Origin of the sequence: Staphylococcus sp. HMSC071G07 (assembly GCF_001811435.1) — a bacterium.
Lineage (GTDB): Bacteria > Bacillota > Bacilli > Staphylococcales > Staphylococcaceae > Staphylococcus > Staphylococcus pettenkoferi.
The window spans coordinates 57,939-72,000 of the sequence record NZ_KV804785.1 but is presented as its reverse complement, the minus strand read 5'-3'; the positions used below and the strand labels follow the sequence as shown (position 1 = coordinate 72,000).

The 14,062-nt window shown below is 39.6% G+C and carries 15 protein-coding genes; 11 read left to right on the top strand and 4 right to left on the bottom strand.

From position 1 onward, the window contains the following. The first annotated feature begins 123 nt into the window (after positions 1–123). Positions 124–528: a thiol-disulfide oxidoreductase DCC family protein gene (locus HMPREF2802_RS11260; protein ID WP_049410940.1), complete on the top strand. Its 405-nt coding sequence runs from the start codon at positions 124–126 to the stop codon at positions 526–528. 202 nt (positions 529–730) lie between these two features. Then, the gene (locus HMPREF2802_RS11255; RefSeq protein ID WP_002471606.1) at positions 731–1,180 is read left to right on the top strand and encodes a Dps family protein; all 450 of its coding nucleotides are present in this window, start codon (positions 731–733) and stop codon (positions 1,178–1,180) included. Between the two features lie 106 nt (positions 1,181–1,286). Here the strand turns inward: HMPREF2802_RS11255 and deoD are convergent, their stop codons facing one another. Next, entirely contained in the window at positions 1,287–1,997 is a 711-nt protein-coding gene (deoD, locus tag HMPREF2802_RS11250) for a purine-nucleoside phosphorylase (RefSeq protein WP_002471664.1), read from the bottom strand. A 289-nt stretch (positions 1,998–2,286) separates the two neighbouring features. Here deoD and deoC point away from each other — a divergent pair, with 289 nt between their 5' ends. From deoC to HMPREF2802_RS11235, 3 genes are all read left to right on the top strand, one after another. Then, a complete protein-coding gene (deoC, locus tag HMPREF2802_RS11245) occupies positions 2,287–2,934 on the top strand; it encodes a deoxyribose-phosphate aldolase (protein ID WP_070504741.1) in 648 nt (215 codons plus the stop codon). Positions 2,935–3,017: 83 nt separating this feature from the next. Beyond that, positions 3,018–4,205, top strand: a complete 1,188-nt coding sequence (gene deoB, locus HMPREF2802_RS11240) for a phosphopentomutase (RefSeq protein ID WP_070504738.1) — start codon at positions 3,018–3,020, stop codon at positions 4,203–4,205. Beyond that, on the top strand, positions 4,202–4,555 hold the full coding sequence (locus HMPREF2802_RS11235; protein ID WP_070504735.1) for a DoxX family protein: 354 nt from the start codon (positions 4,202–4,204) through the stop codon (positions 4,553–4,555). The genes deoB and HMPREF2802_RS11235 overlap by 4 nt, the downstream gene beginning before the upstream one ends. Positions 4,556–4,690: 135 nt before the next feature. On the opposite strand, the gene HMPREF2802_RS11230 is transcribed toward HMPREF2802_RS11235, so the two are convergent. Next, positions 4,691–5,161: an S-ribosylhomocysteine lyase gene (locus HMPREF2802_RS11230; RefSeq protein ID WP_002471650.1), complete on the bottom strand. Its 471-nt coding sequence runs from the start codon at positions 5,159–5,161 to the stop codon at positions 4,691–4,693. A gap of 272 nt (positions 5,162–5,433) precedes the next feature. Here HMPREF2802_RS11230 and HMPREF2802_RS11225 point away from each other — a divergent pair, with 272 nt between their 5' ends. The 3 genes from HMPREF2802_RS11225 to HMPREF2802_RS11215 all read left to right on the top strand — a co-directional run bounded on the left by HMPREF2802_RS11225 (position 5,434) and on the right by HMPREF2802_RS11215 (position 8,658). Next, a complete protein-coding gene (locus HMPREF2802_RS11225; protein WP_002471624.1) occupies positions 5,434–6,621 on the top strand; it encodes a M20 family metallopeptidase in 1,188 nt (395 codons plus the stop codon). Next, complete coding sequence (locus HMPREF2802_RS11220) at positions 6,618–7,814, top strand: L-aspartate--L-methionine ligase LdmS (RefSeq protein ID WP_070504732.1); 1,197 nt, start codon at positions 6,618–6,620, stop codon at positions 7,812–7,814. The genes HMPREF2802_RS11225 and HMPREF2802_RS11220 overlap by 4 nt, the downstream gene beginning before the upstream one ends. 178 nt (positions 7,815–7,992) lie before the next feature. Further along, entirely contained in the window at positions 7,993–8,658 is a 666-nt protein-coding gene (locus HMPREF2802_RS11215; protein WP_070504729.1) for a DUF2750 domain-containing protein, read from the top strand. Between the two features lie 145 nt (positions 8,659–8,803). On the opposite strand, the gene coaW is transcribed toward HMPREF2802_RS11215, so the two are convergent. Next, a complete protein-coding gene (gene coaW, locus HMPREF2802_RS11210; protein ID WP_070504726.1) occupies positions 8,804–9,601 on the bottom strand; it encodes a type II pantothenate kinase in 798 nt (265 codons plus the stop codon). Between the two features lie 149 nt (positions 9,602–9,750). On the opposite strand from coaW, the gene HMPREF2802_RS11205 reads away from it, so the two are divergent. The 3 genes from HMPREF2802_RS11205 to HMPREF2802_RS11195 all read left to right on the top strand — a co-directional run bounded on the left by HMPREF2802_RS11205 (position 9,751) and on the right by HMPREF2802_RS11195 (position 13,286). Continuing rightward, complete coding sequence (locus HMPREF2802_RS11205) at positions 9,751–10,611, top strand: GNAT family N-acetyltransferase (RefSeq protein WP_070504723.1); 861 nt, start codon at positions 9,751–9,753, stop codon at positions 10,609–10,611. Positions 10,612–10,824: 213 nt separating this feature from the next. After that, positions 10,825–11,316 carry a DNA-directed RNA polymerase subunit delta gene (gene rpoE, locus HMPREF2802_RS11200; RefSeq protein WP_070504780.1) on the top strand — a complete coding sequence of 164 codons (492 nt, stop codon included), beginning with the start codon at positions 10,825–10,827 and terminating at the stop codon, positions 11,314–11,316. Positions 11,317–11,672: 356 nt separating this feature from the next. After that, entirely contained in the window at positions 11,673–13,286 is a 1,614-nt protein-coding gene (locus HMPREF2802_RS11195; protein WP_049405686.1) for a CTP synthase, read from the top strand. A gap of 221 nt (positions 13,287–13,507) precedes the next feature. On the opposite strand, the gene HMPREF2802_RS11190 is transcribed toward HMPREF2802_RS11195, so the two are convergent. Next, positions 13,508–14,029, bottom strand: coding sequence for a DUF2529 family protein (locus HMPREF2802_RS11190; protein WP_070504720.1), 522 nt, complete (start codon positions 14,027–14,029; stop codon positions 13,508–13,510). Between the last annotated feature and the right edge of the window lie 33 nt (positions 14,030–14,062).

Below are 14,062 nucleotides of genomic sequence, written 5' to 3'. Positions count from 1 at the left end.
GTGACTGAAAGGAGTAGCTTGAGTTCTCTTTTTAGTTGGTTGAGGGAGAAATAGTCATATGATTTAAGCGAGACTAAAAAGGATATATGATGAGTAAGATGAAATGTAAATGGAGGGAGCTTCATGCCTATAATTTATTATGATGGTACCTGTGTCTATTGCTATAACTATGCGATTTGGCTCATCCAACATGGTTTATCTCCGCGTTATGAATTTGTGCAATTACAAAGTGATGCGGGTCAAAAACTTAAAAAGGATTATCCTGAATCTCAAAAATACGATAGCGTGATTGTGCAACATGGCGACCACTTACGATATAAATCTGATGCCATACTATCGCTCATCGCAACCTTGCCTAAATTTAAATGGATGGCTTATTTATTGAAATTAGTTCCAAGTGTGATTCGTGATGCGGCGTATGACTTTTTTGCTCAAAATCGCAAAATTATGTGGAAAACACATTGGCATCGTCCGAATGACTATGAAAAATCATTTTTTATTGATAAGCAAGAACATGCAGAAGACTAACGATATTATCAATTAAAGTTCTATTTTCTCAATTAATATTAGAGTTTGAGGTATAAATAAATACTTTTAAAAGCTGTGATAAAGGTATTTTAGAAACATTAAACTTTGTGAGCTTTGTTGTTGATGATTAAACTCATTATGATATAATAATGATTAAAGATAAGGCGTTCTAGTCGACGTCTAACTTAAAGGAGAGATAATCATGGCTAATAATAATGAAGATGTAGTACGCGTATTGAACCAACAGGTTGCTAACTGGACGGTTGCATTTACTAAATTACACAATTTCCACTGGTACGTGAAAGGGCCTAACTTCTTTGCTCTACACACTAAATTTGAAGAACTTTACGATGAAGCAAGTCAATTTATCGATGACTTAGCTGAACGTATTTTAGCTATCGGAGGAAATCCTGTAGCGACATTAAGAGAAAGCTTAGACATTTCAATCATCGATGAAGCAGGTAAATATTACAAAGCTGAAGAAATGGTTGCTGAACTTTCTAAAGACTTCACTAATGTTTCTAAACAATTAGAAGAAGCAATTGAAGTTGCAGGTAAAGCAGAAGATGACGTGACTGAAGATATGTTTATCGGTATGCAAACAGATATTGATAAACACAACTGGATGTTGAAATCTTATTTAGGTGAATAAGAAGATAGTAACGATATTAATTCTCACCTTATGTTAATAGCTTATAATGAAAAAAAGCCTAGATGTAACGCGCTTATTCAAAGGCGTTGCATCTAGGCTTTCGTATTTATTCAGCTGTTTCTAAAGCAATTTCCATCATTTGTGTGAAAGCATTTTGACGTTCTTCAGCTGTTGTCGCTTCGTCTCTAAAGATATGATCACTTACAGTGAAGATCCCTAAAGCCTTTTTACCAGCAAAGGTCGCATTGAGGTAAAGCGCTGCAGATTCCATTTCAATACCGAGAATGCCCATGCGTTGCCACTGCGTATTAAACGTTTCGTCAGCGTTGTAGAAAGTGTCAGATGAGAGCACGTTACCTACATGCGTCGTAGCGCCTAATGCATCAGCATGACGTTGCGCTTCAGTGATGAGATTGAAATCAGCGATAGGTGAATAATGGCCTGGAATGTTGAACTGGTCTACATAACTTGAGTTTGTAGAAGCGGCTTGAGCGATGATGATATCGTATAGATTGATGTCATCTTGTAACGCACCACATGAACCCACGCGGATAATCGTCTCAACATCAAAGAAATTGTAGAGTTCATATGAGTAAATTCCAATACTTGGCATGCCCATGCCTGAACCCATCACTGAGATTTGTTTCCCTTTGTAAGTTCCTGTATAGCCGAACATATTGCGCACTTCGTTAAACTGTTGCACGTCTTCTAAATAGTTATCAGCGATGTATTTTGCGCGGAGTGGATCTCCTGGCATTAAGACGGTCTTAGCGATAGGTACGCCGTTAGGTTGAATATGCGGTGTAGCTTGTGTCATGTTCCATTGCTCCTTCATTTTTTCTTCTTTCTTAAGATAACATTGGTTTATTATTTTGGCGAATTTTTGTAGTATAAAAATGGAAATTATTTTAACAGAGTTTGAATGTTTTGTTTTCTGAAAGCTTTGTCGTTTTAAAAAATGCAGGAAGGTCGATTGTATTACAATTAAGCATTTCAATACGAATTCACGTATAAGCGCATACTTTTACTAGTAAAATGACTTCCAAACCTATTTGAACTCACTAACATTCAACTCTTATTACCCATTACTTAAGGAGGGCATCCATGTGTCATATGCGAAGTATATTGACCATACATTATTAAAACCAGATGCGACGACGCAACAAATTGACCAACTCATCAATGAGGCGAAAGCGTATCAATTCAAATCTATTTGTATCCATCCAGGGCATGTGCGTCATGCAGCTGAGAAGTTAGGCGATAGTGACGTATTAATTTGTACCGTGATTGGTTTCCCACTTGGAGCCACTTCAACTGAAACTAAAGTGTTTGAAACTGAAGATGCGATTAAAAATGGTGCACAAGAAATAGATATGGTGCTCAATATTGGAGCATTGAAAGAACAAGATTATGAACGTGTAGAAGCAGATATCTCTGCTGTCGTTCAAGCTGCGAATCATAAGACGGTGAAGGTCATCATTGAAACGTGCTTATTAACAGATGAAGAAAAGGTGAAAGCTTGCGAATTGAGTCAATCTGCTGGGGCTGACTTTGTGAAGACATCGACTGGTTTCGCAGGTGGCGGTGCTACGACACATGATGTTCAACTAATGAAAGAAACAGTAGGCCAAGCGATGGAAGTGAAAGCTTCAGGTGGCGTTCGTACTGCCGATGATTTCCTTCAAATGCTTGAAGCAGGTGCGACACGTGTCGGCGCAAGTGCAGGTGTAGCAATCATTGATGCCTTAGAATAACGATGGCATGAATGCGCGACGATTGTCGATGATTTCATAGATGATTTAGAATAAGTGTAGAGAAGAAATGGAGCTGAAACACAATGGTTAAGCCATTTAAACGAGTTCATCTCATCGTGATGGATTCTGTAGGTATTGGAGAAGGCCCAGATGCAGCCGCTTTTAACGACGAAGGCACGCATACATTGAAACACACACTCGAAGATAGCGGCGTGACATTACCGCATCTCGCTCAACTCGGTTTAGGTAATATAGAATCTTTACCAGGTGTACCATCTACAGAAACGCCTCAAGCATGGTATACCAAGTTGAGTGAAGCCTCAATTGGTAAAGATACGATGACAGGGCACTGGGAAATTATGGGGCTGAATATTATGCAACCCTTCAAAGTGTATCCTGAAGGCTTTCCACAAACACTGATTGATGAGATCGAGCGTGTGTCAGGACGTAAAGTTGTAGCAAATCGTCCTGCATCAGGGACACAAATTATTGAAGAGTGGGGCGAACATCAACTGGAGACAGGCGATTTGATCGTGTACACATCAGCTGATCCTGTATTACAGATTGCCGCTCACGAAGATGTCATTCCACTCGAGGAACTCTATGATATTTGTGAACAAGTTCGTGAAATTACAAAGGATCCTGAATATCTCGTAGGTCGTGTGATCGCACGTCCTTACGTTGGCGAGCCAGGGCATTTCACCCGTACAGCTCACCGTCATGATTACGCGTTGAAACCCTTTGGGAAGACAGTGATGAATACGCTGCAAGAAGCGGATTATGACGTGATTGCTTTAGGTAAAATCAATGATATTTACGATGGTGAAGGTGTGACGCAGGCGATACGTACCGCTGATAATATGGATGGTGTAGATCGTCTCGTTCAGACCTTACAGCAAGACTTCGAAGGTTTGAGTTTCCTTAACTTAGTAGATTTCGATGCGAAATATGGTCATCGTCGTGATAAAGCCGGATATGCGCAAGCGTTGAAAGATTTCGACGATCGCTTGCCAGAAATTATCGAACATCTGAAAGAGGATGATTTGCTGATTATTACGGCTGATCATGGTAACGACCCAACTGCAGAGGGAACAGATCACACGCGCGAATATGTGCCTGTCTTAATGTATAGTCCGCAAGTCGATTACTGCTATGAGCTTTCGCCAGATGCCACGTTCAGCTCAATTGGTATGACTATCGCAGACAACTTTGGAGTTGAGTTGCCTGAGTATGGTAAAAGTTATTTAAAAGAAATGGGGGTTCACAGATGAAACAATTCATCCGAATCTTATTAGGTATTGGTTTCGTAGGAATCGGTATCTTACACTTTGTGAAAGAACGTCAATTTAGAAATATCGTGCCACATTACTTGCCATTACGTAAGACAGCTGTCTTAGTTACTGGCGTATTTGAAATTCTCTTCGGTATCATCATGACACTTAAACGTCCAAGTGAATTCTGGAAGAAGAGTATCAACGCTTTCTTGATTGCTGTCTTCCCGGCTAACATTTATATGGCACGTAAGAAATTACCGCTTGGTGATAAGCAATTACCAACATGGGTACTTTATGCTAGATTACCATTACAATTTATCCTTATGCGTGTGATTAGTAAATTGTAAAATGTGAGGTAAGATGAGAGAGATAGAGATTGAATTAACAAACGATTTATATGCAATTGCCTTAGCTCGTCTTACACATAATAATGCCATTCGATGAACGCACAATGCGTAGTATCGAATGGCATTTTTTAATAATTATTGAGCTGAACTGTAAATTTCGTTCCATTCATTACGTTTATCTAAGAAGGCTTGTGCGATTTCTTTCGCTCCTTCTAACGAGTGGCTTGCTGCCCAACCGCATTGAACTTCGTTGCAAGCTGGCACTTCTTCAGCGTTTAAGACATCGTTAAGCGTGTCTTCGAGAATTTGTAAGACATCATCATAATCTTGGTGATTGATGAATGATACGTAGAAACCTGTTTGGCAACCCATTGGACTAATGTCGACAACTTTGTCGCTATGATTGCGGATATTCTCAGCCATTAAGTGTTCTAAAGAGTGAAGACCTGGCATTTCCATGTGTTCTTTATTAGGTTGCTTAAAGCGAATATCGTATTTATAAATGCTATCTCCGTTTTGACCTTCCATCTTACCTGCTAAGCGAACGAAAGGTGCCACCACTTTAGTATGGTCGAGATTGAAACTTTCAACGTTCATTTTTGGCATACTATTTCCTCCTACTACTAGATTCTTCATTATTGTAACAACACTCACAGCCTTTTACAATGGACGTCACGCGTGGTGTAACCGGTAGATTAAAATACATAAACACATGAGGTAAAGTTAATGACAAATGACACAGATTTCGCTAAAATAAATAGCAATCTACTTTCATAAAAAAGAAGAGAGTAGAGAGTAATATTTATTTAATAATTTCAGAAAATTAGGTATATTAAATATAATTCTATACAGATGCACATGCGGGAGGCACTACAAACATGACGGGGATCAAACAACAACTATTAGACTATATCGACAATCACCAATATGAGTATTTAACCATTAGCCATCAGATTCATCAACGACCTGAGCTGGGAAACGAGGAAATTTTTGCTTCACGAACACTCATCGACCAACTCACGCAACACGACTTTGAGGTGGAGAAAGATATTGCAGGACATGGCACAGGGTTTATCGCTAAATACGAAAGTGAACGACCAGGGCCGACAATTGGTTATTTAGCAGAGTATGATGCCTTACCAGGTTTAGGACATGCATGTGGACACAATATTATTGGAACAGCCAGTGTGCTCGCAGGTATCGCGTTGAAACAAGTGATTGAGCAACTCGGCGGGACGGTCATCGTATTAGGTTGTCCAGCTGAAGAAGGTGGAGAGAATGGCAGTGCGAAAGCGTCTTACGTGAAAGAGGGGATCATCGATGAACTTGATGTGGCATTGATGATTCATCCTGGCAACGAAACGTATCGTACGATTGATACATTAGCCGTAGATGTGCTCGACATTAAGTTCTATGGTAAAAGTGCACACGCTTCAGAGAAAGCCTATGAGGCGCGAAATGCGTTAGATGCGATGATTTCTTATTTCAATGGGATCGCGCAACTACGTCAACATATTGAACAAGACCAACGCGTGCACGGCGTCATTCTAGATGGTGGGCAAGCTGCGAATATTATTCCAGATTACACACATGCGAGATTCTATACACGTGCATTAACACGCAAAGCGTTAAATCACTTAACTGAACGTGTAGGCGAAATTGCACGTGGTGCTGCGATTCAAACAGGTTGTGACTACGAGTTTTCACCGATTCAAAATGGTGTGAACGAATTTGTGAAAGCGCCTTTACTTGATGATTTATTTGAACATTATGCACGTGAACTCGGCGAAGAAGTGAGTGATGATGATTTCGGTTACGGTTCGACTGATACTGGTAATGTGAGTCACATTGTTCCTACAATTCATCCTCATATTAAAATTGGTTCACGTAATCTCGTCGGACACACGCACCGTTTTCGTGAGGCAGCAATTAGTGCACATGGAGATCAAGCTTTATTGAGAGGTGCTAAGATTATCGCATTGATGGGAATGAACTTAATTGAAGATCCGCAATTGTTAGAAGCCATTCGCACAGAGCATCAACATATAAAGGGGACGACTAAATGACAGAAAGCAAGGGGATTAAGCCAAAGTTAACTTTGAGTGATTTGTACGCGGAAGATGTCGTATATTCTGCGAGGCCTTCCTATATTTCAAATCCTTGGTTAGAACCCGAGGAACATCAATCTAACTTTTTAACTGGGAGAGAATTACTCATTTCAAATGAATTGCCGGTAATCGTACATGAAGCGTGTGTAACAGAGAAATTGGAACATCTATTTCAACTTGTAGACATGCCGAAGCCGTCGCACATTTTGCCTTTTAACAGTAAGGAAAGTTATGAAGGCTTGTTGCGAGAACTAGCGCATGAACGAGGAAAGAAGATTTACTTTCAGTACGTCCATGATGAGGATATCTTAGAGGACACGTACTATGCGTTAGATAAAACGACGTTTATCGCACTGAATAATAAAGCGAAGATTCCTGAATGGACAGCAGGGCAGTACTTGCCGAAACGCGCTGTGGTGGAAATCGATAAATTGAAGGATGAATTACAGCAGTGGGACTTTCCGTATGTGTTGAAACCGGGAGATGATTTACCTACTGCTGGAGGATACGGTGTAATTATCGTCTACAATGAGCAAGAATTAGTGGATGCTTTGGAGCGTATTGAAGCTGCTCAAGAACAGACGGCGCATATGATTGTCGAAGAGAAAGTCGAAGCTGTCGCAAATTACTGTGTACAATTTGCGTGTAAGGAAGGCGAAGCTATTCAATACTTAGGTAGCGCGCAACAGTTGACGAATGATTATGGTTTTTATAATGGGAATGAGAATGTGACTGAAGTACCTGAAGCGGTGATTGAAGCGGGACGTCGTATTATGGAGATAGGTGTGAGCCAAGGGTTTCATGGCGTAGCAGGATTTGATTTGCTCGTGGATGACCAAGGAGAGGTTTATGCGATTGATTTAAATTTCAGACAGAACGGTTCTACAGATATGTTGCTACTAGAACCCTTGTTGACGCCGGGTTATCATAAGTTCTTTAGTTATGTTGCGAAAAAAGATAATGCGCATTTTTACGAGACGATTGTTAAATATGTTGAGAAAGGTGTGCTTTATCCGTTGTCTTATTACGATGGCGAGTGGTTTACGGATGAATTCGTAGGTTCGCGCTTTGGCTGTATTTGGCATGGGCGCAGTAAAGAAGAAATAGAGCATTTAGAGACCCAGTTTCTGAAAGAATTAGGACAAGTTTAAAGGTTATGAAAGCATAGTGGAAGAGCAGGTGGACCTTTAAATTCTGAGTGCACATCAAACGAGTGCGCTTACAATTTGCTCAGAAAAGCGTTTGCTAATCCACTTGTTTGACTCGAAAAATATTCTAATTTATATTTTATATGAGTGACATTTATAGTATTAGAAACGAGGGAATTCTATGTCATACAGAAATTATTCTTTTTATGAAGACATATTAGTGAATGAAATATTTTTTATTGCAACACATGACAAAAAGCTAGTGAAGCATGAAGTATTAGGTAAAAATGTAGTATGCATGTGGACACAGAAAAAAGATGCAGAAGCTTTTTTAAAGAAAGAAGATATTAATTACGACAAAATCCATCAAATGGATATTGACCGCTTCGTCACTTACGAACTGGATGAGGTCTTTGATAAAGGCGATGAAATCCTTATCAATCTAACAGGCCCTAGTGAAGGGGAACTCGTAGATGTAGTCGCTGTAACGAATGAGTTGATGTCTGATTTAGACAACATTCGTCTCAAAGAGTTTGTGAAAGTTGTGGCGAAAGAAGACGCAGTGTATGGTTTATCTCAAAAAGGTCAACAACAATTTATGATGATTAGTGACCATAAAGATGAGAAACCTAACATTATGCCAGTATGGAGTGATAAAGAGCGAGCGCAAGCCGTTCGCGACCAAGACTTCGAAGAATGTGAACTCATCGAAGTAGAAGGTGAAGTCTTTGGAGAATGGTTAGACGAATTTCGTGATGATGACAATGCAGTTGCCATCGATTTGAAGACTGGCGTCGTAGGTACAGTAGTTTCTGCACAAAAAGTTTCAAACGAATTAACATTCTAAAGAACATATAAAATGCCCCGAGCTAGATTGGAGAGGGTGAAGAGGCGACGCATGGTTAAGTGCGTCACTACTCTGTTCATTCAAATCTAGTTCGGGGCTTGTTGTATTGTAGGAAATAATGAGCGCATAACTTTCACGATTCATATTATAAATGAATCGCGCCTAGAGCACCTGAAAAGGCACCATTATCAATCGTATATGGCTTAAATCCACGCAACACGGTATAGTCTTCTATGACTGATTTCAATAACGGATTGTTATGGAATGATGAGCCGATATAAGCGACATTCTCCGTTTGATATTCGCGCGCCACAGTAATCGCCATTGTCGTTACGACCTCGCCGACCACACCGATAACTGAAGCAAGTTTGTCAGCTAAAGTCATCACATCATTCACATGATTGAGCACATTGCCGAAGTTTGCTGCAGTTAAATCACCTGGAATAGGTGGTTCTGTATCTTTATATATGTGTTTGACTTTAAGATCAATCTTATCACGATCACCTTGTTGCGCTAGGTTGGTTAATTCTTCATAGTCTTGGATGTTAGTGAGAAGGTAACCTAAGCCTTGAATCATACCGCCGCCAGTACCGATACCGCCTACACGTTGTTGGCCGTTGCCATCTGAATAGTGTAAAGAAGTTCCTGTCCCTACATTGGTAAAAATATAATTGTCTAAATCATGACCTTGTTCTTGCAGTAACATTTCTACACCTTTAGCTGCTGCGTCGAATTCCACAAAGACACGGGATGGACAGCTTAAACGAGCATTGATTAATGCGGCATTACCACCAGTTAAACTGATACTTTCACAGTCAACTTGGTCTAACCACTCGATCACTTCATCTATGTCAGTCGTTAACTTAGTTTCGTATGTACGTGTTTCTGCTTCTTCTTTCACGATTTTGATTAAAGTTCCTCCGGCATCGATACCGATTTTCATATGTTGTCACCTCAACTTATATTTACATCATCTCTAATATTATAATAATTTGTGGGTAAATCAAGGTTAGAGAAATAAATAACTGTAACTTTTTACTAAATTCAATAAATTGGGTAAGATAACAAGAGACTAACAAAAGGGGATTATGAATGGTTTATCAAACACAGTTTGAAGATTTAATCGTACAAGAATTTGAAGAATGTTACCGCGCGGCAGTGGAACAATTTGAATTAAGTGAGCGTCAACAAATTTATTCATCGTTACCAAAGGACGTACTCGATGAAGCCCTCGAAGATCCGCACCGTGTCGCGAATATTGCGCGTAATCAAGAAGGGGAAGTAGTCGCTTTCTTCGTGCTACATGAATATTATCAACATGAGGGTTATGATACGCCAAACCACGTGGTGTATGTGCGTTCGTTATCGGTGAACGAAGCCTTTCAAGGGCATGGGTATGGCACAAAGGTAATGATGTATTTACCACAATATGTACAGGAGCTCTTCCCGGAATTTAACCACTTGTATCTCGTCGTAGATGCAGAGAATGAAGCGGCATGGAACTTGTATGAACGCTCAGGATTTATGCATGCGGCGACGAAGGAGGAAGGTCCGATTGGTAAAGAGCGACTCTACTATCTTGATTTAGATGCGAAGTTTGTATCTTCGCTTCGTCTCAAGCCAAACACGCAAGAAGATGATCATGGGATTTACATCGTAGACTTACTGAAAGATGATGAGAAAGTAGGCTTTCTAGCATTAGAATTACATACCTCCAGAATTAATATTGCTGCCATTGAGGTTGACGAAGAGATGCGCCAAAGTGATATTGCGCAAAGTGCTTTACGTCAAGTTGCAACGTATGTGCGCAAGCATTTTAAAGATGTGAATGTGATAACGATAACCCTCTATGGAGCGCATGACGAGCTGCGAGCGATGTGTACACACAGCAACTTCGTGGAGACGAGTGCGACGGAACATTACGTGATGTTTGAAAAATATATCAATTATTAAGTGGGTTGCGAAATTCAATATTGTCATTTATCATTTAACTTTGTTAATATGATTAAGTATGAAATACGAATGTAAGCAAGGTTGAGAGGAGACTTCAGAATCGGAGTAAACGCTGTGTGAGTATTTACTTCGTGAGGTCAAAGGTGAGGTCGCTCTGCTCAATTCATTGTAAACTATGATAAAGAACAGCCTGTGAAAGGAAGTATATGGATGATGAAGATTCAAGATTATACTAAAGAAATGGTAGACGAAAAATCATTTATCGATATGGCCTATACGATGTTAAATCAAAAAGGCGAAACGATGAATTTATATGATATTATCGACGAATTTAAAGAACTTGGTCATTATGAAAATGACGAAATCGAAAACAGAATCGTACAATTCTATACAGATTTAAATACAGACGGTCGTTTCCTTAACGTAGGTGAGAACGAATGGGGTCTTAGAGACTGGTATTCTGTAGATGATATTGAAGAAAAAATCGCACCAACGATTCAGAAATTCGACATCTTAGACGATGATGACGAAGAAGATGAGAACCTCAAACTTCTAGGCGATGAAGAAGAGGACGACGAAGAGAAACCAAATAACGAAGGTGAAACTGAAGAAGATGTCGAAGACGAAGATGAAGAACAAGTCGACGATGAAATGAACGAGAACGACATCGTGATTGACGAAGATGAAACAGATATGAATGATTAATCGTTGTTGGCGATGATTGACTTTTTCTGTAAAAGTGATAAAATTTTATTCGGGCTCCTTAAAATAGGACGACGTGTATAAATGTTATACGCTCCCCCTTACAACGTGTGAGAGGGAGCGCTTTTTTTATTATAAGTGGGAGAATATTCGATGTTAAAAACAATCTAAGTTGATTTTTATCAAGTGCATTTTAGCGCGTTGTACGGTAACAATTTTAACCACATCAACAGGCTGAACGTACGACGTGTGATTAGTGCAAATCATCGCTCTCACTACAGTTGAATGGATGTACATATTAACGAATTAAATTTAAAAATGTTAAAACTTAAATCTGCCCGACAATAGGAGGTCGAACAATGACGAAGTTTATATTTGTAACAGGTGGCGTAGTATCATCGCTAGGTAAAGGAATTACGGCAGCATCGCTAGGACGACTCTTGAAAGACCGCGGTCTCAACGTGACGATTCAGAAATTTGATCCATATTTAAACGTTGACCCAGGTACGATGAGTCCTTATCAACATGGTGAAGTCTTCGTTACAGATGACGGGGCTGAAACAGACTTGGACTTAGGTCACTATGAACGCTTTATCGATATTAACTTAAATCAATATTCTAACGTGACTGCAGGGAAAGTTTATTCTGATGTGTTGAAGAAAGAACGTCGCGGTGATTATCTCGGAGGTACTGTTCAAGTTATTCCACACATTACAAATGAAATTAAAGAACGTTTACTTCTTGCTGGAGAAAGTACGAATGCAGATGTCGTTATTACTGAAATCGGTGGTACGACTGGGGACATCGAATCGCTTCCATTTATCGAAGCAATTCGTCAAATTCGCAGCGATTTAGGTAGAGATAATGTGATGTACGTGCATTGTACACTGTTACCATTTATCAAAGCAGCAGGAGAAATGAAGACGAAGCCGACACAACATAGTGTGAAAGAATTACGTGGATTAGGTATTCAACCTGACTTAATTGTGGTCCGTACTGAATACCCAATGACACAAGACTTGAAAGATAAGATTGCGCTATTCTGCGATATCAACGAACGTAGTGTTATTGAATGTCGTGACGCAGAATCTTTATATGAAATTCCACTTCAACTCAGCGATCAAGATATGGATGACATCGTAATTGAGCGTCTAGGTCTTGAAGCGAAATACGAAACACAATTAGACGAGTGGCAATACTTGCTTAATACTGTGAACAATTTAGATGGCACAATTACTATCGGTCTCGTTGGTAAGTATGTCAGCTTGCAAGATGCGTATTTATCTGTCGTTGAATCATTGAAACACGCGGGCTATCCATTCAAGAAAGATGTGAAAGTGAAATGGATTGATTCTAGTGAAGTCACTGACGACAACGTGGCGGATTATTTATCAGACGTTGATGGCGTGCTCGTGCCAGGTGGTTTCGGTTTCCGTGCAAGTGAAGGTAAGATTGCGGCGATTAAATATGCACGTGAGAACAATGTACCATACTTCGGTATTTGTCTCGGTATGCAACTTGCGACAGTAGAATTTGCGCGTCACGTGCTCGGCTTAGAGGGTGCACACTCAGCAGAGCTTGATCCAAACACACCACATCCAATTATTGATTTATTACCTGAACAGAAAGATATCGAGGATCTTGGTGGTACGTTACGTTTAGGTCTTTATCCTTGTCATATTAAAAAAGACACACTTGCCTACGATATTTATAATGAGACAGATATTGAAGAAAGACATCGTCATCGTTATGAATTCAACAATAACTATCGTGAACAACTTGAAGAAAATGGAATGGTGTTCTCAGGAACAAGTCCAGATGGTCGTTTAATTGAGATGGTAGAAGTGCCAGAGAATGACTTCTTTGTCGCTTGCCAATTCCATCCTGAGTTTATGTCTCGTCCAAATCGACCTCAACCTATCTTCAAAGCCTTTGTAGAAGCAAGCTTGAAACATCAAGAGAAACAACAATAAGAGGTGAACGAGCGCATTTAACCTTTCAATTTTAAAATGATTGTTTGGAAGGTAGGAAGAAAGTTAGTGAATGTTGTCCTTTCTTCACCAAAGACTAAAACAGCATGTTATAAAATCTCATAGCATAATAAAACATCTCATTTGCTGAGTAGTGTCAGCTCAAATGAGATGTTTTTTCGTAAGTATGAAAATATTTATATATACCTTATCAAAGGTCTAAACTAAAGATCTAAATCCCGAATCATTTCTACCATTTGTGTATAGATTTCATAATAGACATAGTTGAAAGCAATTGGATGAGGCGTGACAACTTTATCATAGTCTTCGGTATAGACAATGGGACGTGGCGTAGATAAATTAACGAAATGGAATAGATGATCAGGGAATTCTGTTTCTTTCGGTTTATTGCAAATCACGACAAAATCTGCATCGATATCGATGAGTTTGCGTACATCCTCAGCCATCTCTTCAGAATAATAGGGTCCGAATAGAAAAACTCTATCTGTCGTATCTAGTTCATTGAAGCCGGCTAGCTCATCTAACAATTTGCTTGATTCTAAGCGTTCACTACTCGAAGTGACAAATGTTTCGTAGAATTTCAAGTCATCATAGCCTTTGACATAGACGTGTCCTTCGCCGCCAATCGCTTGAATGAGACACTGAGCAGCCATTTGTATATCTAATTCTTGTTTCTCTAGACGATTAAACACGCCATTGATTTGCGTGTTGAGAATCTTAGACATAGCGATACCTCCCACATGATATATCTTAATAAT

Bases quoted from the DNA above. Each gene is read 5' to 3' on its own strand.
- HMPREF2802_RS11230 (WP_002471650.1), bottom strand. From the start codon at position 5,161: ATGCCAAAAATGAACGTTGAAAGTTTCAATCTCGACCATACTAAAGTG.
- HMPREF2802_RS11195 (WP_049405686.1), top strand. From the start codon at position 11,673: ATGACGAAGTTTATATTTGTAACAGGTGGCGTAGTATCATCGCTAGGT.
- HMPREF2802_RS11205 (WP_070504723.1), top strand. From the start codon at position 9,751: ATGGTTTATCAAACACAGTTTGAAGATTTAATCGTACAAGAATTTGAA.
- HMPREF2802_RS11260 (WP_049410940.1), top strand. From the start codon at position 124: ATGCCTATAATTTATTATGATGGTACCTGTGTCTATTGCTATAACTAT.
- HMPREF2802_RS11190 (WP_070504720.1), bottom strand. From the start codon at position 14,029: ATGTCTAAGATTCTCAACACGCAAATCAATGGCGTGTTTAATCGTCTA.
- deoB (WP_070504738.1), top strand. From the start codon at position 3,018: ATGGTTAAGCCATTTAAACGAGTTCATCTCATCGTGATGGATTCTGTA.
- deoD (WP_002471664.1), bottom strand. From the start codon at position 1,997: ATGACACAAGCTACACCGCATATTCAACCTAACGGCGTACCTATCGCT.
- HMPREF2802_RS11235 (WP_070504735.1), top strand. From the start codon at position 4,202: ATGAAACAATTCATCCGAATCTTATTAGGTATTGGTTTCGTAGGAATC.
- HMPREF2802_RS11225 (WP_002471624.1), top strand. From the start codon at position 5,434: ATGACGGGGATCAAACAACAACTATTAGACTATATCGACAATCACCAA.
- rpoE (WP_070504780.1), top strand. From the start codon at position 10,825: ATGAAGATTCAAGATTATACTAAAGAAATGGTAGACGAAAAATCATTT.
- coaW (WP_070504726.1), bottom strand. From the start codon at position 9,601: ATGAAAATCGGTATCGATGCCGGAGGAACTTTAATCAAAATCGTGAAA.
- HMPREF2802_RS11215 (WP_070504729.1), top strand. From the start codon at position 7,993: ATGTCATACAGAAATTATTCTTTTTATGAAGACATATTAGTGAATGAA.
- HMPREF2802_RS11255 (WP_002471606.1), top strand. From the start codon at position 731: ATGGCTAATAATAATGAAGATGTAGTACGCGTATTGAACCAACAGGTT.
- HMPREF2802_RS11220 (WP_070504732.1), top strand. From the start codon at position 6,618: ATGACAGAAAGCAAGGGGATTAAGCCAAAGTTAACTTTGAGTGATTTG.